This is a genomic window from Microbispora rosea, from assembly GCF_900156315.1.
GTDB classification, from domain to species: Bacteria; Actinomycetota; Actinomycetes; order Streptosporangiales; family Streptosporangiaceae; genus Microbispora; species Microbispora rosea.
Map to the genome: position 1 here is coordinate 31,049 of NZ_FTNI01000038.1, position 22,890 is coordinate 53,938.

Below are 22,890 nucleotides of genomic sequence, written 5' to 3' on the forward strand. Positions count from 1 at the left end.
GAACAGGCCCGCCCTTCGGGGGGGGGGGGCGCCGCCCCGGCCGTCGTTCACCACGGGTCGGGCAGGCCCGCTCCCGTGGTGATCAGGCTGTGCAGGCTGCCGTTGACGTAGTGCAGCCAGGCCGTGGAGCAAGCGTCGAAACACTCGACGTCCGGCACCAGGCCGACGTGGGTGAACCGCAGCTCGGTGCCGCCGGCCGCGGGGATGATATCGAACACGATTTCGCTTCCGGTCCACTCACCTGGCTCGGAGATGAAGGACAGGTGGCTTTCGGTCACACGCCAGACCACGCGGCGGCCCGGTTCGAGTTCGACCACGCGCTGGAGGCTGTAGTGCTGCGGGGGGTGCCGGTAGGAGAACTCGGCGCCCACCTCGTCGGTGCGCCCCTCGACCTGACCCGTCCACCAGGTGCGGACTTCCAGAATTGCGGCGAAGACCTCCTCCGGTGACTGTTCGACTGTGTACGACGTCGAGTAGCCGCGGTCGATGCGCGCCGTGCTTGAAGAGCCTGCTGTGCTCAGTCCCGGGTTGCCGGGTGATCGTGTCGTCATGATGATCGGAACCTTGCCTCTGTGTGTGATTGATTGAGTGGTAGCGGGATCGGGTGCCAGGTGCCGACCCGGTCATCGCTCGGCACGGGCCGTCTCGCGGGTCTTGACCAGCCGGCGCACACCCGTTGCAGGACGTCCTGCACATCGGTTGCTCTTCTACTGGTTTCCGGGCGGCGCGCCCATTTCAGGGCGTGGTCGTACGCCGCCGCCACGTTGTCCGTGATGGCGCGTTGTGAGCGTGGGTACAGGTCAGCCCGGCTTGTTGCTCTGGATCCGCTCGGCGATCCGCTTGATCCGCTGCAGCCGGGCATCCCAGGTCGCGCCGACCGCGGAGAGTTGGGCGATTGCACGTGCGAGCTGGGCCTCGTCCACCTCATAGCGGCGCTCACGCCCCGCCGGCCTCATGTGCACCAGGCCGACGCGGTCCAGCACACCGAGGTGCTTGGCGACCGCCTGCCGGGTGACGGGCAGCCGCTCGCTAAGCGTGGTCGCCGTAGCGCCTCCGTGGGCGAGGAGCAGGTCGAGCATCCGTCGGCGGGTCGGGTCGCCGACTGCGGACCAGAGGTCGTCATCGATCGCGGTGCTCACGGCTGCGCGACCACCTTGTCGGCGTAAGTGACGAGGCGAGGGAGGAAGATGTCCCAGCCGCGGACGTGGTCGAGATACGCCTCCCTCAACACGGCGGCCTCCCACCCTCGCTCGCGGAAGCCGGTCTCCTCAAAGCGCAGCAGCGTCCCGTCACCGGACGGAACGAGGTCGAAGGTGACGAGGAGGGAGTTGCCCGCCGCCGCCGGCCTGCCGTCGTCGTATATCCAGCGGAAGGCGAACCGGCGGGGCGGGTCAGCCTCCAGAACGATGAGTGGCTCGACCTTCGCGTCCGGCGAGGCCGGGTCGCCGAAGGTGACTGCGCCGGTGGCGCCGGGGACCGGGTCGAGCTCGGCATCGTCGGGCCACCACTCGCGTAGGTGCTCGGGAGAGCTGATCACCTGGTAGACCACCTCGGGGGTGGCGTCAATATGAAGCTCCCGCTCGATGCTTCCATACTCCATGTGACTTTCCTGACATCAGTGCAACTAATGGTTGCACGTCAGCGTATCCGGCACACTCCGTCAACGCAACCTTTTGTTGCGCGTGGGGTTTCCGGGCAGCTTCCGGGCTCCGATTGGCTGAAGGCCTCGCCACCGGAGTCGGCGCTCACGGTCAGGCGCCGACGTAGGCCGCCAGGTGCTCGCCGGTGAGGGTGGAGCGGGCGGCGACGAGGTCGGCCGGCGTGCCTTCGAAGACGATCCGGCCGCCGTCGTGACCGGCGCCGGGACCCAGATCGATGATCCAGTCGGCGTGTGCCATGACCGCCTGGTGGTGCTCGATCACGATGACCGACTTGCCGGAGTCGACCAGCCGGTCCAGCAGCCCGAGCAGCTGCTCGACGTCGGCGAGGTGGAGGCCGGCGGTCGGCTCGTCGAGGACGTAGACGCCGCCCTTGTCGGCCATGTGGGTGGCCAGCTTGAGCCGCTGCCGCTCGCCCCCGGACAGCGTGGTGAGCGGCTGGCCGAGGGTGAGGTAGCCGAGCCCGACGTCGGCGAGGCGGTCGAGGATGGCGCGCGCGGCGGGCGTGCGCGCCTCGCCGGAGCCGAAGAACTCCTGGGCCTCGGCCACCGGCATCGCGAGCACCTCGCTGATGTCGCGCCCGCCGAGCTTGTGCTCCAGCACCGCCGCCTGGAACCGCTTCCCCTCGCACTCCTCGCAGGTGGTGGACACCCCCGCCATCATCGCCAGGTCGGTGTAGATGACGCCGGCGCCGTTGCAGGCGGGGCAGGCGCCCTCGGAGTTGGCGCTGAACAACGCCGGCTTCACCCCGTTGGCCTTCGCGAACGCCTTGCGGATCGGGTCGAGCAGTCCGGTGTAGGTCGCCGGGTTGCTGCGCCGCGAGCCGCGGATGCCGCCCTGGTCGACCGACACCACACCCGCTCCGGCGGGGACCGACCCGTGGATGAGCGAGCTCTTGCCCGACCCGGCGACTCCGGTGACGACGACGAGCACCCCGAGCGGGATGTCGACGTCGACGTCACGCAGGTTGTTCGCCGTCGCGCCGCGGATCTCCAGCGTGCCGGTGGGCTTGCGCACCGCCTCCTTCAGGGCCGCCCGGTCGTCGAAATGGCGGCCGGTGACGGTGCCGCTGGTCCGCAGCCCCTCGACGGTGCCCTCGAAGCAGACCGTGCCGCCCGCCGTCCCGGCGCCGGGGCCGAGGTCGACGACGTGGTCGGCGATCGCGATCATCTCCGGCTTGTGCTCCACGACCAGCACCGTGTTGCCCTTGTCCCGCAGCCGCAGCAGCAGGTCGTTCATCCGCTGGATGTCATGCGGGTGCAGGCCCGTCGTGGGCTCGTCGAAGACATAGGTGACGTCGGTGAGCGAGGAGCCGAGGTGGCGGATCATCTTGACGCGCTGCGCCTCGCCGCCGGACAGCGTGCCCGACGCCCGGTCGAGGGACAGGTAGCCCAGCCCGATCTCCACGAACGAGTCGAGGAGCTGCCGCAACGTGGTGAGCAGCGGCGCGACCGACGGCTCGTCGAGATCGCGGATCCAGGCGGCCAGGTCGCTGATCTGCATCGCGCAGGCGTCCGCGATGCTGATCCCCTTGATCTTCGACGACCGGGCGGCCTCGCTGAGCCGGGTGCCGCCGCACTCGGGACAGGTCGTGAACGCGACCGCCCGCTCCACGAACGCCCGGACGTGCGGCTGCAACGCCTCCTTGTCCTTGGACAGCATCGACTTCTGGATGCGCGGGATCAGGCCCTCGTAGGTGAGGTTGATGTTGTCGACCTTGATCTTGGTCGGCTCCTTGTAGAGCAGGTCGTCGAGCTCGGCCTTGGTGAAGTCGCGGATCGGCTTGTCGGGGTCGAAGAACCCGGAGCCGCTGAAGATGCGGCCGTACCAGCCGTCGACGCTGTAGCCGGGGATCGTGAGCGCGCCGTCGTTGAGCGACTTGGAGTCGTCGTACAGCTGGGACAGGTCGATGTCGGAGGTCCGGCCCAGTCCTTCGCAGCGCGGGCACATGCCGCCGGTGACGTTGAACTCGCGCCGCTCCTTCACGGTCTTGCCGCCGCGCTCGAACTTGACCGCGCCCGCTCCGCTGATCGAGGCGACGTTGAAGGAGAACGCCTGGGGCGAGCCGATGTGCGGCCGGCCGAGCCGGCTGAACAGGATGCGCAGCATCGCGTTGGCGTCGGTGACCGTGCCGACCGTGGAGCGGGGGTTGGGACCCATCCGCTCCTGGTCGACGACGATCGCGGTCGTCAGCCCGTCGAGCACGTCGACCTCGGGACGAGACAGCGTCGGCATGAACCCCTGCACGAAGGCGGAGTAGGTCTCGTTGATCAGCCGCTGCGACTCGGCGGCGATCGTGCTGAACACCAGCGAGCTCTTGCCCGAGCCGGAGACGCCGGTGAACACCGTGAGCCGGCGCTTCGGGATCTCGATGCTGACGTCCTTGAGGTTGTTCTCACGCGCACCGTAGACGCGAATCAGATCGTGGGTGTCGGCAACGTGCAGCGCAGGGGACTGCGCGTCCGTCCTCGTGGCCATGCTTATCGTGCTCTCCATGTCTTCAGGCGGGGCAGCCTCGGCGGTCTCCGTCGTCGCCAGGCTCGATCTAACCAGCTTCGAGCGGTACGTCTGGTTCTCGCGCCGGTGCGGGGAACGCGGGCCCGGCGGTAGGGTCCGTCAGCAGGGCGCGGCCGGCTCAGCGCAGCTCGTTGATCCGGATCAGGTTGCCGGCGGGATCGCGGACGGCACAGTCGCGAACCCCGTACGGCTGCTCCATCGGCTCCTGCACGATCTCGGCGCCGCGGGCCTCCAGCCGTTCGAAGAGGCCGTCGAGGTCCCCGGCGGACAGGGTGATCATGGCGTAGGTGCCCTTGGCCATCATCTCGCCGATGGTGCGGCGCTCGTCGTCGGTGACGCCGGGGTTGCCGCCCGGCGGGTACAGGACGATGGAGGTGCCCGGCTGGTTGACGGGGCCGACGGTGATCCAGCGCATCCCGCCGTATCCGGCGTCGCCACGGACCTCGAAACCGAGGACGTCGCGGTAGAAGGCCAGGGCCGTGTCGGGGTCGTTGTGCGGGAGGAAGGCCGAGTGAATGGTGACGTCCATGGCAGTCACGCTAGCTGCGGCTCGGCGACTCGTGCTTCTCGATTCCTGACGGGCCTGGTCACCTGTTTCGCCACGCAGGGCGGCATCCCGGCCGTCGCGCTCGCCGCCTGGCGCCGGTAGGCGCTGGGCGGCACCCCGACCAGCTCGGTGAAGCGGGTGCTGAAGGTGCCCAGCGATGAGCAGCCGACCGCGAAACAGACCTCGGTGACGCTCATGTCGCCGCGGCGCAGCAGCGCCATCGCGCGCTCGATCCGCCGGGTCATCAGATAGCTGTACGGCGACTCTCCGTAGGCGAGCCGGAACTGACGGCTGAGATGCCCGGCGGACATGTTCACCCCGCGGGCGAGCGCCTCGACGTCCAGCGGCTGGGCGTACTCCCTGTCGATCCGGTCACGGACTCGGCGCAGCAGCGCGAGATCGCGCAGGTGCTGCTCTGAGGCGGGTCTGCTGCTCACGCGAGAAGCCTACGTCGCGCCACCGACAATTCGTCGTGCCGGCCAGCCAACATCCATGGCCTGACCTGCGGCGCATTCCGATCACGGCGGCGGGGAGGGCTCTCCGGGCACCCGCCCGGAGCCGCGGTGGCGAGCGGCGGGAGCCGGGCCGCCGTTCAGCCCTCCGCGCTGCGGTATCCGTCCAGGAAGGCCCGTACGCCCGCGGCCACCATGTCCGTGATCTCCTCTCCGGTGAGCGGTCCCTCCGCTGACCGGGTGGAGGCCTCGAACGTCGCCAGAGCGATGAAGTGCAGCGCCGCCCGGCGCGGGTCGGAGATCCGCAGCAGGCCCTCGGAGGTCAGCTCCTCCAGGCGGCGGACGACCTCGCCCCGTACGCGCAGCGGTCCTGCCTCCTGCCACTCCTCCAGCAGCTCGCGGGGGAAGTGCGGGCCCTCCGTGTTGATCATCTGCACGAGCGCGAAGTGTTCGGGGAAGTCGACGCGATGGGCGACCAGGGCGCGGCCGACCGCGACGAGCCGCTCCTCCGGCCCGCTCGCCTCGCGCAGCCCGCGTTCGACGTACTCGGCGAAGGCGTCGGCGACCCGGGCCGCGCTCTCGGCGAGCACGACCGAGAACAACCGCTCCTTGCTGCCGAAATGCTTGTAGAGCGTGCGGGTCGAGACGCCCGCCTCGCGGGCGATGGCGTCGGTGGTGGTGCGGGCGTACCCGTCGCGTCCGAAGACGGCGCGGGCGGCCCGGGTGATCGCCTCGTCCTTGGCCGGTCTTCCACGTCTCGGACCCTCCGGCCGATCCGACCCGTCCACATGTCCTCCGTCGGGGTTACGCTAATTTTTGCCGTACACGGTTTACTTTACCTCTGGAGGAGACGTCATGCAGCCCGAACTCACTCTCGCCGTCATCGTGGGAAGCGTCCGGCCGGGTCGCCGGGGCGAGGCCGTCGCCCGCTGGGTGCAGGGGCGGGCCGCGCGCCGAGAGCGCCTCGCCACCGAGCTCGTCGACATCGCCGACTACCACCTGCCGGTGCTGGACGAGCCCTGGCCGGCCGCCCACGGACGCTACGACAGGCCCCACACGAAGGCGTGGGCGGACGCGATCGCGCGCTTCGACGCGTACGTCTTCGTGACCCCCGAGTACAACCGGTCGATCCCCGGCCCGTTGAAGAACGCGATCGACTACCTGTACCGGGAGTGGCACAACAAGGCCGCAGGTTTCGTCAGCTACGGCATCGACGCGGGCGGGGCCCGCGCGGTCGAGCACCTGCGCGTGGTCATGGGCGAGCTGCAGGTCGCCGACGTCCGGGCGCAGGTGGCGCTGTCGCTGGCGGCGGACTTCGACGGCGAGGACTTCACCCCAGGACCCGGGCGGGATCGGGAGCTGGACGTCCTGCTCGACCAGCTCACCGCCTGGGGCGCCGCGCTGCGGGCCGTCCGGCGTCCGGCGGCCGCGTGATGACCGCTCCCCCCACCGGTGGCACGAGGGCCGCCGACGCGCCCATCTCCTGGCCCGTCTGGCGGCTCGCCCTGGTGATGGCGTTCGGCGCGTTCATGAGCCAGCTCGACACCTCGGTCGTCAACGTCGGCCTCGGCACGATCGCGACGGATCTCGGCGCCGGCCTGGGCGACGCCCAGTGGGTGGCGAACGGGTACCTGATCGCCCTGGGCCTGTCGCTGCCCGCGTGCGGCTGGCTCGTGCGGCGGTACGGCGCCGGGCCGGTCTGGCTCGCCTCGCTCGGCGGCTTCACCCTCACCTCCGGGCTGTGCGCCCTCGCAGGCGATATCGGCTGGCTGGTCGCGTTCCGCGTCGCACAGGGGCTCACCGCCGGCCTGCTCCTGCCCGCCGGGCAGACCGTGCTCGGCCAGGCGGTCGGCGCGCATCGCCTCGGCCGCGTGATGGCGACCCTCGGCATCGCGGTCACGCTCGCACCCGCGCTCGGCCCGGCCCTCGGCGGCGTCCTCCTGCACCTCGGCCCCTGGCCGTGGCTGTTCCTGGTCAACCTCCCCCTCGGCGCGCTCGCCCTGTATCTCGGCGTGCGTCACGTGCCGCGCGATCGGCCGGCCGTGCGCCCGGCGAGTCTCGACTGGCCGGGGCTGCTGCTCGTCGCCGCCGGCGTCCCGCTCCTGATCTACGGCCTGAGCGCCTGGGGCGCGCGCGGCGTCTCCTCAGGGGGATCCGGCAGTGGATTCGGCGGCGCGCTCGGGCCGGTCGCCGCCGGCGCCCTCGCACTCGCCGCGTTCGCCCGGCACGCGCGCCGCACCGCCCACCCGGTGCTCGACCTGCGGCTGTTCGCCAATCCGGCGTACGCGGCCGCCACGGCGACCGCCGCGCTGACCGGGGCCGCGATGTTCGGCGCCACACTGCTGTTCCCGCTGTATTTCCAGCTCGGCCGGGACACCGGGGTGACCGGGACCGGGCTGGCGCTGATTCCGCTCGGCCTCGGCACCGCCCTGCTCCTGCCGGTCAGCGGCCGGCTCGTGGACCGGTTCGGCGGCGGCATCGTCAGCGTGTACGGCGGCCTCGCCGCCGTGGCCACCACCGTGCCGTTCGCGCTGCTCCGCATGGACATGAACCCGGCCGTGGTGGAGGGCCTGCTGCTGCTGCGCGGCATGGCCCTCGCGCTCGCAGTGACGCCGGCCGGCATCGCGGCCTATCAGGCGGTCGCCCCCGAGCAGCTCGCGGACGCCACCACGCAGGTCAACATCCTGCAACGGCTGGGCGGCGCGCTCGGCGGGACCGTTTTCGCCGTGGTGCTCACCGCCCGGCTGCCCCTCGGCGTGGAAGGTGCTTTCCATACCGCCTTCGGGTGGCTCACCGCCGCCTCCGTGCTCAGCCTCGCCGGTGCGGTGTGGCTCACCGCGGCGCAGCGCCGTGGCCGGCGGGCGGAGGGAGGCTGACCGCCTCGGAGGCGGCGCTCGCGTAGAGGATCTCGCGCATGCCCGGGAGGGTCTCACGGTCGGCCCGCCACACCAGGCGCAGATTCAGGCCGGGGACGTCGAACGCGAGCCGGGCAAGGGCGCCGACCGCGACCCGGTCGGCCACAGCGAACCACGGCAGCAGCGCGATCCCGAGGCCGCGCTCGGCCCACGCCCGCATGACGGGCACGCCGCCCGCCCGCACCCGCTCCACCCGGTCGCCCAGCAGGCGCTCCCCCGCCAGCCAGAACGAGCAGGCGGGCACGTTGACCAGCAGCCGCCGGCCGTACAGGTCCTCCTTGCGCAGCCGGGACGCGGCGGCCAGCGGATGGTCGGGCGCGGCGACCAGCGCGAGCGGCACGGGATCGAGGTCGAGGAAGGCCAGCGGCGCGGCCGGCGCGCCGAAGCCGAGCCCGCCCAGATCGTCTCCGGCGTCGAGCAGCAGCGCCGCGTCGAGGTCCGCGGCGGCGACCGCGTCCAGGAGACGGTCGCGGACGCCGTCCGACCGCACCTCCACCACCAGGTCGGGACGGCGCTCGGCCAGCCGGGCCAGGACCGCGGGCACATACACGGCGGCGATCGTCTCCAGGGAGCCGAGCCGCAGCACCGGGCGGGCCTGCGCGACGTCGTGCCTGGCCTGGTCGGCCTGGTCCAGCAGGCGGCGCGCCCAGCCGCGCAGGCGCTCCCCCGCGGCGGTCGGGCGCATCCCCCGCGGCCCCCGCTCGAACAGCGCGACTCCGAGGTCCCGTTCCAGGTTCCTGATCTGCTCCGACACCGACGACGGCGCGAGATCCAGGGCGACGGCGGCGTCGGTGACCGTCCGATGTGCCACAACCGCCTCGAAGGTGCGCAACTGCCGCAGTTCCATGACGCACCGAACAGGCCCGGAGCGTTCGGTTATTCCGAATGCGGCCTGCGGCCCGGCCGGTGGAGCCGTTCGGCGGCCGACGCCACAGTGACGTCCAGGTTGTCTACCTCCTGGAGTTCCCTCGTGACGTCTACTGTCTCCGCCGCTCCCCCGGCGGCGCCCGCCCGGGCCCGCGCACTGGCCGGGATCGCGCTCGGCTACTTCATGGTGCTGCTCGACACCACCGCCCTGTCGGTCGCCGAGCCCGACCTCGCCCGATCATTCGGCGGCGCGGGCGTCGCGGGCCTGCAGTGGACCGTGACCGGCTACACCCTCGTGTTCGGCGCCGCGCTGCTGACGGCCGGGTCGGTGGCCGACAGGTACGGCGCGCACCGCGTGTTCCGGGTGGCCGTCGCCGCCTTCGGCCTCGGCAGCCTGCTGAGCGCGCTCGCGCCGTCGCTGTGGGCGCTCGTCGGGCTGCGGGCGCTGCTCGGCCTGGCGGCGGCGGGCTGTGTCCCCGCCTCGATGGCCATGATCGCCCGGTTGTACCCGGTGCCGGCCGAGCGGGCCAGGGCGGTGGCCGTCTGGGCGGCGACCAGCGGCGCCGCGCTCGTGGCGGGTCCGGTGGCCGGAGGGGCGCTGACCGACCTGGCGGGCTGGCGGGCGATCTTCGTGCTCAACGTCCCGCTCGCCGCCGTCACCCTCGCGCTCACCGCCGGAGCGGCCGTACGCTGCCCGCGCGGCGACCAGCGCATCGACTGGGCCGCCCAGATCCTGGCCTGCGCGGCGGTGGCGCTGCTGACCGACGCGCTGATCGCGCTCGGCGCCCGCTCCTTCGTCCATACCGCCTGGTCGGCGGGTGCCACGGCCGTGGCGGTGTGCGCCTTCGCCGTACGGGAGCGGCGCGGCCATGCCCCGGTCCTGGCGCCCGCCGTGCTGCGGGCACCCGGCGTCCCCGGCGCGCTGCTGGCGGGGGCGGCGGTCAACTTCGCGATGAGCGGGGTGCTGTTCGTGCTGCCGCTGCTCCTCCAGCAGGCGCTGGGCCTGACGCCGGGGCAGATCGGGGCGGCGCTCCTGCCCATGACGCTGCCCTTCGCCGTCAATCCGCTGCTGACCGGCAGGATCGTCGCCAGGTCGGGGGCCCGGCCGCCGGTGCTGGCAGGGCTCGGCCTGCTCGCGGCCGGCGGTGTCGCGTTCGGCACGGCCGTCTGGGCGGGCGCCTCCTATCCGTTCCTGCTGGCCGGGCTGGTGGCCACCGGCTTCGGTGTGTCGTTCGCGCTGCCCGCCCTGGCCACGATGATCGTGACCTCGGCTCCCGAAGGCGCCGCCGGCGTGGCCGGTGGGCTGCTCAACGCGGCCCGGCAGTGCGGCGCCACGATCGGCGTGGCCGTGACGGGCGCGTTCGTGACCGTCAGCGTTCCCGATCAGGGACACCACGGCGCGGCGTACGCGCTGGTCGTGCCGGCCGCGGTCTGCGCCGCGGCGGCCGTCGCCGTCGGGTGGACGGCCCGGCGTCCGGCCGGATGAGGGGCCGCGGATGGCCGGTCCTCGTGATGGCGGCGGGCGCGTTCATCGCTTTTTGCGTCGCCCCTTCGGTGCCGTACGCCGTTGACCAGCGTTCTTGCGGGAATGGGACATGACGCGGCCGCCGGACGGGGTGGCCTGGAGTCATGGCGAGCGCGGGCGCTGGAAGACGGGGTTGCGGGACGGGCACCGTGGTCACGAGGTCAGAGATCGACTATGAGGCGGTGTTCAGGGTCGGCCAGGCCCTGTCGATTCTGCTGACCACCGACTTCGTCGTGCTCGCCATGAACGACGTCTGTCTCACGTTGTCCGGGCGCGACGCGCGGGACATGGTGGGCCGCAACCTGTTCGACGTCTTCCCGCCCAATCCCGCGGCGGCCCAGGACTCCGAGCAGCAGGGTGCGCGGATCCTGCGGACCTCCCTGGAACAGGTGCTGACCACCCGACGCCGCGACTTCATGCCCCTGCAGAGGTACGACATCGAGTCGGCGGACAGGCCCGGGGTGTTCGAGGAGCGCTACTGGAGCACGGTCAACGCTCCCGTGCTCGGCCCGCACGGCGAGGTCCGATACATCCTCCTCAGCAGCGAGGAGGTCACCGACTTCGTCCGCGCGCTGCGGTGCGCCGGTGGGGGCGGCGAGCAGGACTCCTTCGCCCTGCACCTGCAGACACTCAACGACCAGCTCAGGCGGGCGCACCGGGAGCAGTGCGAGACGACCGCCGCCCTGCGCGAGGCCATCGAACGGCAGCGGCGGCTGGTCTACGACGCCTCCCACGACCTGCGCAACCCCATCACCGGCCTGCTCACCGAGCTGGAGGTCGCGCTGTCCGAACCCGGCATCGACCTGCAGCGGATCTTGCGCAAGCTGCTGCGCGACGCGGAACGGCTCAACGACATCGTGGCCGACCTGCTCGACCTCGCCCGCCTCGACAGCGAGACACACGAGGACGAGTGTCTGATCGACCTCGCCGGGTTCGTCGTCGAGGAGCTCGACCGCCGCGCCCCGTGCGCCGCCGTGCTCACCCACCTCGACCCGCACGTGTGCGTACGCGCCTCGGCGATCCGCCTGGCCCGCCTGCTGGGCAACCTGCTGGCCAACGCCGAGCGGCACGCTCACACCAGGATCGAGGTAGTGGTCACGGCCGACCCTCCCGACGCGGTCCTCGAACTCATCGACGACGGCCCCGGCATCCCGCCGGAGGACCGCGAACGCGTCTTCGAACGCGGCTACCGCCGGGAGGAGGCCCGCGCACGGGATCCCCGCGGCTCCGGGCTCGGCCTGTCCATCGCGCGGGAGATCGCCCGGGAGCACGGCGGCCGGCTGTACGCCGTCGAGCACCACGGCGGCGCCTGTGTCGTCCTGCGTCTCCCCCTCGTCACGGAGCGCTGCTCCTGAGAACCCGTGCCCTTATCGTAGAAGCAGGCTCACTGCGACAAGAAGCACCGCGACGGTGCTGAGCAGGGCCAGTGGTCGAGGTCACCGAGGATCACCTTCCCCGTTGCGGATGGGGTCCTGCCGGGACGGCGCGACAGTGGTCAGGGCGGCGCCGAGCGCCGCGCCCCCGAGCCCTGCCAGCGCGAGGCGAGCCCCGGTCACACCGGCTCCTCCCGCCGTGTACAGGGCGAGGGTGACAACGGCGATGCCCAGCGCGGTCCCCACACCACGTGCCATGTTGATCAGCCCTCCGGTGGTCGCCGACATCCGCGCCGGCACTGCGGCCATGACTGCGGCGTTGTTGGCCGGGACGAACACGCCAAGACCCGCGCCCAGCACACCGAGGAAGACGGCGAGCAGGCCGGGCGAGGTAGGCTCCACCGCCGCCAGCCCGACCCCCGCGGTAGCCGCCACGGCGCCGGTCAGGCAACGCGGCCTGTTGCCCCACCGGCGCGGCAACAGGTGATCACCCCAAAGCGCGGCAACCGCGAACCCGGCCGGCAGAGCGCTGAGCACCAGACCGGTATGGGGCTCGCTCAATCCGGCGGGGAGCAACACCTGTGGCATGAGCACCAGCGGGCCGAACAGGACGAGATAGCCACACAGCGCGCCGGCCAGACCCCGCGCCACGGCGGCGTCACCCACCATGCCCAGGTCGAGCAGCGGAGTGTCCGCCCGGCGTTCCCTGCTCCGCAGCGCGAAAGCGGATATGACGGCAGCGGCCAGCAGGACCGCGATCGCCCATGGCGGCCACCCCAGGCCGGATGCGGCCGAGGCGGCCAGAAGCAGGCCAGAAGCGGCGCAGGCGAGCAGGACCAGACCGGCCACGTCGAAGGCCCCGCCGTGAGCACGCTCGCGGGTGCGGGGCAGCAGGTAGCGGCCGGCGACGACGGCCACCAGCCCGATGGGCACGTTGATCCAGAACACCCACCGCCAGCCCACCAGGCCGACGATCAGCCCGCCCACCAACGGGCCGACGGCCAGCCCCAGCGACTGGGCGGCCGCCTGCGTGCCCAGCGCGGCCCGCGCCCGCCGCCGGGGGACACTGGTCACCACCAAAGCCACACTGTTGGCCTGCAACATCGCCGCTCCCGCCGCTTGCACCACCCGGCACGCGACCAGGACGGGCAGTGACGGCGCGAACCCGCACCCCGCCGACGCGGCGGTGAAGACGACGAACCCGTGCAGATAGACCAGCTTGCGGCCTGCGACGTCGGCCAGGCGTCCCGCACCGGCCAGCAGGGCGACCACGGTGAGCAGGTAGGCCAGCGCCACCCATTGCACCGCCGCCAGTGGCGCATGGAACCCGCGCTGAAGGGCCGGGAAGATCAACGTGACGATGCTCGCGTCCAACTGCCCCATGAACGCGCCGATGCACACTGAGCCCACGGCGAACCACGGCGCGTACGGGTGTTCCCGCACACGTGCCGGACGGGGTCGTTCTCTCAGCAGTCGAGCCATGGCCGCTCAGCGCGCAGGCACCTCGCCTGCCCCGGTGCCCCGGCCGGGCCGCGGCCGCTGACGGCAGAGACGGGAGGGTTGTCGTGCGGGTCGGTGAAATTGCATGTCACAGCGAGATCCCCCATCTGGCTGTGCGACACGATGCTCCCGCGGTCGCTCTTCACCGGCGCTTCGTCACCGGTTGCGGAGAGCCGCGCGCCCCAGACGAACTCCTACCGCTTGTTCTGTTTCAGAACTGCTTCAGTCTACGCTCGCCCCCTATATCTCCCCTGGTCAGCGGTCGTGCCGCCGGATCTCGGCCCCCCTCCCGGCGCCCCATGGCCGAGACCAGACGACCGGCCTGCTCACGATGCGTACGGACGGACAACCGCGAGGCGGATGCGGCGGCGGCGCTTCGACGCGGCCCGACCTAGGATCGGGTCATGCCCTTGACCGTGAACGACGTCGACCGGTTCGAGGCCTCCAGGCCGCGACTGGAGGCCATCGCCTACCGCCTCCTCGGCTCCGCCGGCGAGGCCGAGGACGCCGTGCAGGAGACGTTTCTACGCTGGCAGGCCGCCGACGTCGAACGCGTCGAGGTCCCCGAGGCCTGGCTGACGAAGGTCCTCACCAACCTGTGCCTCAACCAGCTCACCTCCGCCCGGGCGCGCCGCGAGACCTATGTGGGCCAGTGGCTTCCCGAGCCGCTGCTCGCCGGGGACCCGATGCTCGGCCCGGCCGACACCGCCGAGCAGCGCGAATCGGTCTCGTACGCGGTCCTCACCCTCATGGAGCGCCTGTCCCCCAACGAGCGGGCGGTGTACGTGCTGCGGGAGGCCTTCGACTACCCGCACCGGGAGATCGCCGAGATCCTCGACATCACCGAGGCCGCCAGTCAGCAGATCTTCCACCGTGCCAAGAAGCACGTCGCCGACGGCAAGGCCCGCACCTCGGCCGACAAGGCCGCCGCCCGTCGCATCGTCGAGGAGTTCCTGGCGGCCGCCACCACAGGCCGGATCGAGCCGCTCGTGGGCCTGCTCACCGAGGACGCGGTCGCGATCGGCGACGGCGGCGGGAAGATCCCGGCCCGCGCCAAGGCGTTCACGGGCGCCGTCGCGGTCGCGAAGTTCCTGCGCGGCCTGTTCAGACCCGGCGAGGCCAAGCGCGAACTGGTCGGCGGCACGTCCGAGATCTACCTCTGGACCGCCAACGACGAGCCCGCCGTCGTGGCCGTCGTGGGCGGCCGGGTCGTCGGCGTCATGTGCCTGGAAATCACCGCCGACGGGATCACCGGGGTGCGCAGCCAGGTCAACCCGGACAAGCTCGAACGCGCGACCGCGCAGTGGGCCGCCGCCGTCCACGGGGAGCCCGTGTTCACTGTGTGAGGCACGTCACATCGCCTTCCTGTCAGGAATCCGCGTGCTGCCCGGTTCAGGTGGCACATCACGCAGACAGGAGCACGGGCATGCAGCACCGCATCATCGTCCTCGGAGCCGGATACACCGGAGCCATCGCCGCCGGGCGCCTGGCCAAGCGGCTCCACCGCGAGGACGCCGCCATCACCCTCGTCAACGCCGAACCCGACTTCGTCGAACGCGTCCGCATGCACCAGCTGGCGACCGGCCAGGACCTCAAGCCCCGGCCGTTCAGCGAGATGTTCGCGGGCACCGGCGTCGAGCTGAAGCTCGCGAAGGTCACCGGCCTCGACGCCGACCGCAAGACCGTCACCGTCGCCGACGTGAACGGCGCCGGGGTCGAAGAACTCCCCTATGACACGCTCGTCTACGCCCTCGGCAGCGGCTGGAACTTCCAGGGGGTCCCCGGGACCGCCGAGCACGCCTACGAGATCGCCGGCCGGCCCGGAGCGCTGCGGCTGCGCGAGGGCCTGGCCCGCCTCGATGCCGGGCAGACCGTGGTCGTCGTCGGCGGCGGCCTGACCGGGCTGGAGGCCGCGACCGAGATCGCCGAGGCCCGCCCGGACCTCGACGTCACACTCGCCGTCGACGGCGTTCTCGGCGACTGGCTGTCGCCGAAGGGCCGCGCGCACCTGCGGAAGGTCATCGGCACGCTCGGGATCACCGTGCACGAGAACACCGCCGTCACCGGCGTCGACGCCGACCGCGTCACCACCGCCGACGGCACGGCCATCCCCGCCGCGGTCACCGTGTGGGCCACCGGCTTCGCGGTCCACCCGATCGTCAGGGCGACCACCCTGGAGGTCACCGGCACCGGCCAGATCGTGGTCGACGCGACCATGCGCTCGGTCTCGCACCCGGACGTGTACGCCGTCGGCGACGCGGCCATGGCGATGGGCCCCGGGAACAAGCCGCTGCGCATGTCGTGCGCCTCGGGAACTCTGGCGGCCTGGCAGGCAGCCGAGGCGATCGCGGCCCGTCTGACCGGCGGGAAGCTTCCGAACGTTCCGATCCGCTACGTCAACCAGTGCATCTCACTGGGCCGCAGGAACGGCTTGATCCAGTACGTCACCGCCGACGACCGCTCCGTGGGGGCGGTCCTGACCGGGCGGCTGGCCGCCGTCTACAAGGAGCTGGTCTGCAAGGGCGCCGCCTGGGGCGTCGCCAACCCGACGTTCGGGCTGCCGGTCCGGCGCCGCCGCGTCACGGGAACGCCGGCCGCGGCGGGCTCGGCCGTCAAGGCGACGGCGTAGTGCCAAACGGGCGGCGAGAGGAGACGACGGAGCGTCGTCACGGCCCGGGCGGGGGCTCGGGAGCCTCCTGGCGCAGCCGCAGCTCGGCGGCGACCGCGCGTTCGCGCAGCTGGGCCGCCTCGGCCCGGGCCACGTCGAGCTGCGCGCGCAGGTCGGCCAGCCGGGCCCGTTCCAAGGACAGCTCCGCCTTGGTCTGCTCCCGCTCGGCAGTGGCGGCCCGTGCGTCCCGCTCCGCCCGGGCGGCCTCCGCTCCGGCCGCGCCGGCGCGCGCCTCGGCCTGCGCCGCCTCCGCGCGCAGCCGGGCGGCCTCCGTGACGGCCTGCTCCCGGGCCGCCTCCGCCGCCTCGGCCCTGGCCAGCACCCGGTCACGCTCGTCGTGGGCCTGCGCCACGGCCCGGTCGCGTTCGGCCTCCGCACGCGCCACCGCGCGGTCGCGTTCGGCCTCGGCCGCCTGGGCGCGGGCCACCGCGGCGGCGCTGGACTGCTCGGCCTCACGATGCGCGCGGCGGGCCAGCTCCGCCTCCGCCCGCGCCGTCCGGGCGCCGGCCTGCGCCTCGTCGCGTTCCCTGACGGCCTGCTCGGCCTGCTCCCGGGCCACGCGGACCTCGGCCGTGGCCCGGTCGACCCGGTCGGCCAGTTCGCGTACGGCCTGCTCGCGGGCGGTCTCGGCGACCTCGGCCCGGCGAACGGCCTGGTCGGCCTCCTGCCTGGCCCGCCGTTCCGTGCTCGCCGCCTCCCGCAGCGCGGCCAGGGCCTGCTCGCGGGCGGTTTCCGCGTCGGCGAAGGCGGTGTCCCGCTCCGCGTAGGCCTCCTCCGTCCGGCGGCGGGCCTCCTCCGTCTCCCGCCGGGCCTCCTCGGCGGCCTCGCGGGCCAGCCGCACCTGCTCCAGCGCCTGTTCGCGCTCGGCGCGGGCGATGGCGACGCTCGTGTGCGCCTCGGCCTGGATCGCGCTCAGCTTCGCCTCGACTCCCGCAGGACTCAGCTCCTGGGCGAGCACCTGCGCCAGCGGCTCGATCGCCGCGGACAGGCCCTTCTCCATGCGCTCGTACAGGTCTTCCACCCGCGCCAGCGCGCCCTCCAGGCCCGGTGTGGCGCGGCGCAGCTCCCGCTCCCTCTTGGCCGCCGCCTGGCAGTCGCCGTCCGGGCAGTACTCCCGCGGCCTCCCCCGCCGGATCGGCTGCTCGATGGGCGCGCCGCAGTGCTTGCACGCGGTGATGGTCACGGAGCTCGTCACGGCGGCCAGCGTACCGAATTTTCGATTTTCTGGAAATGAAAAATAGAAAAGAGCTATCTGTTGCGCGCCGAACTCGGCCTCATAACTTGGGAGATGGGTAATTCTCGCAAGCTATCGAACGGGGCGCTCTCTCCCCGCCGCCGGGGTGACCACACCCGGCCGGAGCACCTTCGCCGCGATCAGTCACTCACCCACCAGATGGAACGACAGCGTCGGCGATCCGTGCTCCATCGCCCGGTCCAGCGGGAACTGCTCCAGCGCCGGTTCCTGGGCTGGTGGTGGGCCGCCAGTCCACCAACCAGGCGCTGGAGCGTCAGCTTCTTCGGCGTCATCGCCGTCGACGTCGAAGCCGAGCTCGCCATACTCGACAGATTCGGCTGGCGCCCCTTGCGTCCGGCTGCTGCTGAGCCGAGCCTGCGCCCATGACGGTTCTTAGGGGCTGGGCAAGGTTCCGGGTCTGGCCGAACGCCGAGCCGCCACGTGCGTGGGCGTGGAGGAGCGAGGCGGGGAGAGGAGTGGGCCGGCATTCAACTGCCGAGGGCGCGCTTTTGCGGGTGGAACGTCTCGCCGCGGGCGAGCATGTCGACGAACTGGGTGATACGGCGGGCTCGGGTCTCGGCGCGTTTGGCGTTCGCGATCCGATAGAGAACGGTGTAGCGGTTCTGGGAGGTGAGGATGTCGAACATCGCTTGTGCCTGCGGATTCGCGGCCAGTGCGGCGGTCAGGTCGGCCGGCACCTCGATGCCGGCTTGTCCCGCGTAGGCCGTGTCCCAGCGGCCGTCGGCCTTGGCGCGTTCGACCTCGGTCATCCCGGCCGGATGCATCCGGCCCTCGCTGATCAGGCGGGTGACGATGGAGACGTTCCGCGCTGACCAGGGGCTCTGCCTTCCGCGAGGGGTGAAGCGCCGGTAGAAGGTGGTCTCGTCCCGCCGTCGTAGCCGGCCGTCGATCCAGCCGTGACACAGGGCTTCGTCGAGCGCCTGGTCATAGGTCAGGCTGGTGGGCCCGGTCGTGTTCTGCTTGGCGAGGACCAGCCACACCCCTGCCGAGCTGTCGTGGTGCGTGCTGAGCCACTCCCGCCAGGCTTGGGCACCGGTAACGGTCAGTTCCGGTAGTTCGTTGCTCATCGTCATGTGTCCCTAGGGTTGTCGGCGGTCACCCGAAGGTGGGGCCCAGGACGGGGGCCTGCCGGAAGTGGCGCTGGATCGATCAGCGGTGGAGCCGGCCGATCACGTCCTTCGCCGCGTCGCCACCGGGCCCCCTGGACGGATGACGCCCGCCCGCCTTCACCAGGTCTTGCCGGCCGGCTCCCGGATCGTGTGGTTGATCCGGTTGAAGAAGTTGGTGAGTGCGATGTTCAGGATGATCGCGGACATCTGCTTCTCGTCGAAGTGGGTGACAGCGGCGTCCCAGATCTCGTCGGTCACGCCCGGCGCGCCGTCCTGGATTCGGGTGGCGGCCTCGGTCAGCGCGAGCGCCGCCCGCTCCTCTTCGGTGAAGAACGGGGCCTCGCGCCAGGCGACCACGCTGTGCAGCCGCTCCTCGGTCTCTCCATGCTTCTTCGCCGTCTGAACGCCGGCGAACACACACGGGCTGCAGCCGTTGATCTGGCTGGCCCGCAGATGGACCAGTTCGAGCACGAGCGGGTCGACGCCACCGGCGTGAATCGCCTTCTGCAGATGCTGGATCGCTGTGATCAGGTCGGGACTCGCCACGCTCTTCATGCGTGCTTCCATGGGTCCTGCTCCTCGTCGGTTACGTGCGTCCATCCGGGCCCGTCCGCTGGCGCACCTTGGCGGAGGTCATCGTGGCCGTAATGGACTTTTCGGCCGAGGCGTTCTCGGCCATGCCGGCGACATTACGGTGTGACCCGGTCAGAAACGGTCCTGGTTATCGAGCAAACTGTTGGCCGTGGTCAACACCTCGGCGCGGCTGCTGCGGCTGCTGTCTTTGCTGTCAACACGGCGGTCCTGGACGTGCGCTGATCTTTCAGCCCAGCTGGAGATCACCGAACGGACGGTTCGCCGGGACATCGCCCGGCTACGTGAACTCGGCTACGGCATCGAATCGGAGATGGGCCCATGGGGCGGCTACCACCTCGGGCCAGGCACCAGCATCCCGCCACTGATCCTTGACGAGGAGGAGGCCCTCGCGGTCGCCGTCGGGCTGCGCACCGCCGCCTTCAGCGGAGTCTCCGGCAGCGACCAGGCAGCCCTGTCGGCGCTGCTGAAACTGCGCCAGGTGCTGCCGGCCAGGATCGCCGACCGGCTCGGCGAGTTGGACGCCGCGTTCACCCACACCGCACGACCCGACGACAGCCAGATCTCCCCCGCGCTGCTGCTCGACCTGGCCACCGCGTGCCGGCGAGGCGAACGCACCCAGTTGACCTACCGCGACGGGGCCGGAACGACGTCCACCCGCAGTGTGGACCCCTACCGGCTCATCTACACCGGCCGCCGCTGGTATCTCCTCGCCTACGACCTGACGCGGCAGGACTGGCGAACCTTCCGCACCGATCGCATCATCGATGCCACAGCCACCGGGCAGGCCACCGCCCTGCCCGACCCGCCAGATCCGGCACAGATGGTCAGCACGGGCGTCGCGCTGAGGCCCTACCCGGTGCGGGTGACCATCCGCCTGGCCGTACCGGCCGATGAGGCCCGCAGGCTGGTACCACCGACGGTCGGCGTCCACCACCCGGACGGCGATGACGCCACGATCATCGACATCGGCGGGCCGGACGCCGACGGCCTGGCCCGCTACCTGCTCAGCCTCGGCCGGCCACTCCGGATACTGCACCCAGAAGAGGTCCGCCAGGCATTCCTCGCCCGCACGCAACAACTCCTCGAGGACAACCAGTAGCCCGAACACCCCGATAATCGAGTCTTCACCGTGCCGGCTTCGCCCGGCCGGGTCTCCGTGCCAAGCCGGTCAGCCGTCGTGCCTCCGTTCCGGGAACGGGAAGGTGCGGCTGTCGCCGCGCCGAAGCCGGGCGTGGTGGCCGTGCACCACGAAATCCAGGGCGGTAGGGCCGTCATCGGCCCGGGTGATCCGCACGCGGGTGGGATCGGCCTCGATGGCGAGTTCCGCGCCTCGATAGCGGAGGCACAGCGACAGCGTGGTGAGCTGTTCGGGGAGCACCGGGTTCAGGTGCAGGCCGTCGGGCCGGGCCTCGAGGTCGAGGTAACAGCGCTGGACCAGGTCCAGCGTGCCGGCCATGGCGCCCAGATGGACGCCCTCGGCGGTGGTACCTCCCTGTACGTCGGTGATGTCGCCGGTCAGCGTCTCGGTGAAGAATCGCCATGAGCCGATGCGGTCGGATCGCGCCAGCACCCAGGCGTGCACCACGGCGCTCAGGGTCGAACCGTGGCAGGTGCGGGAGAGGTGGTAGCGGATGGTGCGGCGGGTCAGGCCGGGTGCCGCCGGATAGCCCAGCCGGTCGAGGATCTGCCGCACCTCCCGGGCCGTGAGCAGGTAGAACAGCATGAGCACGTCGGCCTGCTTCGACGCCCGATAGCGGTTGGGACTGTCGTTGTCGGCCTCCAGCGCCCGGTCCAGCCGCCGCACGCCGCGATAACGGTCCCAGTTCAGCTCCGCCAGGTGCTCGTACCCGGTGAACTGGCTGATGACGCCGTCGTGGAAGTCCACGCGCATCCGCCGGGTGATCTCCTCCCAGCGCTCGGTCTCCACATCCGTCAGACCGAGACGGCGGCGCAGGTCCTCCCGCGCGCGTTGCGGCATCAGGTCGAGCGCCTGACGGGCGCGCAGCAGCAGCCACACCGTCATGATGTTGGTGTAGGCGTTGTTGTCCAGCCCCGGGGACGCCGCGCCGGGATAGCCGTCGTGGTACTCGTCCGGCCCCATCACTCCCTGGATCTCGTAGCGGCCGGACAGGGGGTTGAGCCGCGCCAGTGAGGCGAAGAAGCGGGCGATCTCGACCAGGAGGCAGGCGCCCGTCCCGGCGAGGAACTCCATGTCGCCGGTGATCGCGTAGTGCTGCCAGGCGTTGTAGGCGATGGCCAGCCCGACGTGCCGCTGCAGGTGAGTGTGGTCGGGTGTCCACCGGCCGGAGCGGGGGTTGAGGTGGAACCGCGGGGTCTCGTCGCGGCCGTCGCTGCCGCTCTGCCAGGGGAACATCGCCCCGCGCAGGCCCGCGGCGCGGGCGGCTGCCCGCGCCTCCGGGAGCCGCCGCAGGCGATAGCGAAGCAGCCCGCGGGCGATCTCGGGGAACCGCAGGCTCAGCCAGGGCAGCACGAACAGCTCGTCCCAGAACACATGTCCCCGGTACGCCTCGCCGTGCAGGCCACGTGCGGGCACACCCATGTCGAGGTCGGCGGCATGCGGTGACAGGGTCTGCAGCAGATGGAAGGTGTTCAGGCGGATGTCCCGCAGGATGCGCGGGCCCGTCACGTCGAGCCGGGCCCGTTCCCACAGGTCACGCCAGGCGATCTCATGCTGTCGCAGCAGTTCGCCGAACCCCGGCGCGAGTTCGGCCCGCCGCAGCGCGGCCGAGGTCGCATCGGCGATCGCGAGATCGCGCGATGTGGTGAGCGCCACCGTTTTGGCGACCGTGACCGGGTGGCCCCGTTCCAGCCGCAAGACGCGTGTCTCCATGACGTGATCGTCGTGCCGCTCGACCTCGGGCTCACCTCCGCTGCTCGCAGAAGTGTCGACCCGGGAGGCCAGGGCGACCTCGATGCCGGAGGAGCGGGTCCGCGCGCGCAGCCATGTCAGGGGCGCACAGGTCCCCGTCGCGTGCTGCGTCAGGTGGTCGCCGCGTAGTTCGCGGTATCGGGCCACTCCCCTGTTGGCCACGCGCCCGTCCAGGCCGGAGCGTACGCGGAGAGGACCCGACCAGTTCTCGGCCGTGAAGCTCGTCTCCAGGGCGGCCAGGTAGGGGTCGGCCATGGAGACCAGACGGCGCTGCCGCACCGACGTGATGCGGCCCTCGGGGTCGCAGAAACGAATCAGCCGGTGCAGGACGGCGTGGCGCATGTCCAGCTCCTGCCGATATCGGAGCAGGTCCGTCGTGCTGGGTGAGAACCACTCGGAGCCGGGTGTCGCGAAGGTCAGCGGCAACCAGTTCGGCAGGTTGACCATGTCCTCGTTGGTCAGTTCGTGGCCGGCGACGTTAGAGGTGAGCCGGTCGTAGCACCCGGCAACGTACGTCCCCGGGTAGTGGACGGCGTCGGCCGCGGCTTCTGGTGCTGCACCTCGCGTGGCGAATCGGCCGTTGCCCAGCGCGCACAGCGCCTCGCGCAGTCCCTCGTGACCGGGATCGAACCCCTCATAAGTCAGTGACCACGGATTCAACGCAGCTCCTCTCGGACCTGCCCCGGTCAATCCGAGCGGGAGGTCCAGGCGGCGCCTGGCCTCCGGTGGCGGGTCGACGCGGCGACTCCCGGGTGCCATAGGCTCCGCCGCGCGGGCGCCCGTAAGCCGGTGCCGTCATCGCCTCCCAGGTCCGGTTCTTCCGCTCATGTTCGAGGCACTGGCGCACGGGACGCTCCGATTCCTGGCTCCGTACCCACGGACCGATGTGATTCCACGTGCGACGTCCTGAGTCGTCCCGCCGGCTCCTGACCGAGTCCGGTCGGGGGCGTGCCCGGGACGTTCGTCCGCAGGCGGGAGACGAAGTCCTCTACCTCACCAGCCGCACGAGGCCAAGGGTGG

21 protein-coding genes are annotated in these 22,890 nt (G+C 71.6%); 8 read left to right on the plus strand and 13 right to left on the minus strand.

Going from position 1 to position 22,890, the window contains the following annotated elements; all coding sequences use genetic code 11:
• Positions 1-47: 47 nt before the first annotated feature.
• The 7 genes from BXA11_RS36585 to BXA11_RS36615 form a co-directional block, all read right to left on the minus strand.
• On the minus strand, positions 48-551 hold the full coding sequence (locus BXA11_RS36585) for an SRPBCC family protein (RefSeq protein ID WP_167769297.1): 504 nt from the start codon (positions 549-551) through the stop codon (positions 48-50).
• A gap of 249 nt (positions 552-800) precedes the next feature.
• The gene (locus tag BXA11_RS36590; RefSeq protein WP_030511160.1) at positions 801-1,139 is read right to left on the minus strand and encodes an ArsR/SmtB family transcription factor; all 339 of its coding nucleotides are present in this window, start codon (positions 1,137-1,139) and stop codon (positions 801-803) included.
• Positions 1,136-1,600: an SRPBCC family protein gene (locus tag BXA11_RS36595; RefSeq protein ID WP_076442056.1), complete on the minus strand. Its 465-nt coding sequence runs from the start codon at positions 1,598-1,600 to the stop codon at positions 1,136-1,138. The genes BXA11_RS36590 and BXA11_RS36595 overlap by 4 nt, the downstream gene beginning before the upstream one ends.
• Before the next feature lie 151 nt (positions 1,601-1,751).
• The gene (locus tag BXA11_RS36600; RefSeq protein WP_204054027.1) at positions 1,752-4,136 is read right to left on the minus strand and encodes an ATP-binding cassette domain-containing protein; all 2,385 of its coding nucleotides are present in this window, start codon (positions 4,134-4,136) and stop codon (positions 1,752-1,754) included.
• 157 nt (positions 4,137-4,293) lie between these two features.
• Positions 4,294-4,704: a VOC family protein gene (locus BXA11_RS36605; RefSeq protein ID WP_076442058.1), complete on the minus strand. Its 411-nt coding sequence runs from the start codon at positions 4,702-4,704 to the stop codon at positions 4,294-4,296.
• Between the two features lie 5 nt (positions 4,705-4,709).
• Positions 4,710-5,159 carry a helix-turn-helix transcriptional regulator gene (locus BXA11_RS36610; protein WP_030511164.1) on the minus strand — a complete coding sequence of 150 codons (450 nt, stop codon included), beginning with the start codon at positions 5,157-5,159 and terminating at the stop codon, positions 4,710-4,712.
• A gap of 155 nt (positions 5,160-5,314) precedes the next feature.
• Complete coding sequence (locus BXA11_RS36615; protein ID WP_076442060.1) at positions 5,315-5,962, minus strand: TetR/AcrR family transcriptional regulator; 648 nt, start codon at positions 5,960-5,962, stop codon at positions 5,315-5,317.
• A 67-nt stretch (positions 5,963-6,029) separates the two neighbouring features.
• Between BXA11_RS36615 and BXA11_RS36620 the strand changes: the two genes are divergently transcribed.
• The gene (locus BXA11_RS36620) at positions 6,030-6,608 is read left to right on the plus strand and encodes an NADPH-dependent FMN reductase (protein ID WP_076442062.1); all 579 of its coding nucleotides are present in this window, start codon (positions 6,030-6,032) and stop codon (positions 6,606-6,608) included.
• Positions 6,608-8,050 (plus strand): DHA2 family efflux MFS transporter permease subunit, encoded by a 1,443-nt coding sequence (locus BXA11_RS36625; RefSeq protein ID WP_083744844.1) that lies wholly within the window; start codon positions 6,608-6,610, stop codon positions 8,048-8,050. The genes BXA11_RS36620 and BXA11_RS36625 overlap by 1 nt, the downstream gene beginning before the upstream one ends.
• Here the strand turns inward: BXA11_RS36625 and BXA11_RS36630 are convergent.
• Entirely contained in the window at positions 8,007-8,936 is a 930-nt protein-coding gene (locus tag BXA11_RS36630) for a LysR family transcriptional regulator (RefSeq protein WP_076442064.1), read from the minus strand. The two genes, BXA11_RS36625 and BXA11_RS36630, sit on opposite strands and share 44 nt — an antisense overlap.
• A 123-nt stretch (positions 8,937-9,059) precedes the next feature.
• On the opposite strand from BXA11_RS36630, the gene BXA11_RS36635 reads away from it, so the two are divergent.
• Together BXA11_RS36635 and BXA11_RS36640 are read left to right on the plus strand one after the other, a co-directional pair.
• The gene (locus tag BXA11_RS36635; RefSeq protein WP_239105274.1) at positions 9,060-10,442 is read left to right on the plus strand and encodes an MFS transporter; all 1,383 of its coding nucleotides are present in this window, start codon (positions 9,060-9,062) and stop codon (positions 10,440-10,442) included.
• 188 nt (positions 10,443-10,630) lie between these two features.
• On the plus strand, positions 10,631-11,836 hold the full coding sequence (locus BXA11_RS36640) for a sensor histidine kinase (RefSeq protein ID WP_076442068.1): 1,206 nt from the start codon (positions 10,631-10,633) through the stop codon (positions 11,834-11,836).
• A gap of 81 nt (positions 11,837-11,917) precedes the next feature.
• Here BXA11_RS36640 and BXA11_RS36645 read toward each other — a convergent pair whose 3' ends face one another.
• The gene (locus BXA11_RS36645; RefSeq protein ID WP_076442070.1) at positions 11,918-13,336 is read right to left on the minus strand and encodes an MFS transporter; all 1,419 of its coding nucleotides are present in this window, start codon (positions 13,334-13,336) and stop codon (positions 11,918-11,920) included.
• 422 nt (positions 13,337-13,758) lie between these two features.
• Here BXA11_RS36645 and BXA11_RS36650 point away from each other — a divergent pair, with 422 nt between their 5' ends.
• Both BXA11_RS36650 and BXA11_RS36655 read left to right on the plus strand, forming a co-directional pair.
• Positions 13,759-14,700 (plus strand): RNA polymerase sigma-70 factor, encoded by a 942-nt coding sequence (locus BXA11_RS36650; RefSeq protein ID WP_076442072.1) that lies wholly within the window; start codon positions 13,759-13,761, stop codon positions 14,698-14,700.
• A gap of 80 nt (positions 14,701-14,780) precedes the next feature.
• Positions 14,781-15,983 (plus strand): NAD(P)/FAD-dependent oxidoreductase, encoded by a 1,203-nt coding sequence (locus BXA11_RS36655; RefSeq protein ID WP_076442074.1) that lies wholly within the window; start codon positions 14,781-14,783, stop codon positions 15,981-15,983.
• 37 nt (positions 15,984-16,020) lie between these two features.
• On the opposite strand, the gene BXA11_RS36660 is transcribed toward BXA11_RS36655, so the two are convergent.
• A complete protein-coding gene (locus BXA11_RS36660; RefSeq protein ID WP_076442076.1) occupies positions 16,021-17,217 on the minus strand; it encodes a coiled-coil domain-containing protein in 1,197 nt (398 codons plus the stop codon).
• 222 nt (positions 17,218-17,439) lie between these two features.
• Here BXA11_RS36660 and BXA11_RS42750 point away from each other — a divergent pair, with 222 nt between their 5' ends.
• On the plus strand, positions 17,440-17,643 hold the full coding sequence (locus BXA11_RS42750) for a hypothetical protein (protein ID WP_143734729.1): 204 nt from the start codon (positions 17,440-17,442) through the stop codon (positions 17,641-17,643).
• Between the two features lie 101 nt (positions 17,644-17,744).
• On the opposite strand, the gene BXA11_RS36665 is transcribed toward BXA11_RS42750, so the two are convergent.
• Entirely contained in the window at positions 17,745-18,350 is a 606-nt protein-coding gene (locus BXA11_RS36665; RefSeq protein WP_204054025.1) for a YdeI/OmpD-associated family protein, read from the minus strand.
• A 153-nt stretch (positions 18,351-18,503) separates the two neighbouring features.
• On the minus strand, positions 18,504-18,953 hold the full coding sequence (locus BXA11_RS36670) for a carboxymuconolactone decarboxylase family protein (RefSeq protein WP_076442078.1): 450 nt from the start codon (positions 18,951-18,953) through the stop codon (positions 18,504-18,506).
• A gap of 175 nt (positions 18,954-19,128) precedes the next feature.
• On the opposite strand from BXA11_RS36670, the gene BXA11_RS36675 reads away from it, so the two are divergent.
• Positions 19,129-20,079: a helix-turn-helix transcriptional regulator gene (locus BXA11_RS36675; RefSeq protein ID WP_076442127.1), complete on the plus strand. Its 951-nt coding sequence runs from the start codon at positions 19,129-19,131 to the stop codon at positions 20,077-20,079.
• Between the two features lie 69 nt (positions 20,080-20,148).
• On the opposite strand, the gene BXA11_RS36680 is transcribed toward BXA11_RS36675, so the two are convergent.
• Entirely contained in the window at positions 20,149-22,530 is a 2,382-nt protein-coding gene (locus tag BXA11_RS36680) for a glycoside hydrolase family 65 protein (protein WP_076442081.1), read from the minus strand.
• Positions 22,531-22,890: the final 360 nt, after the last annotated feature.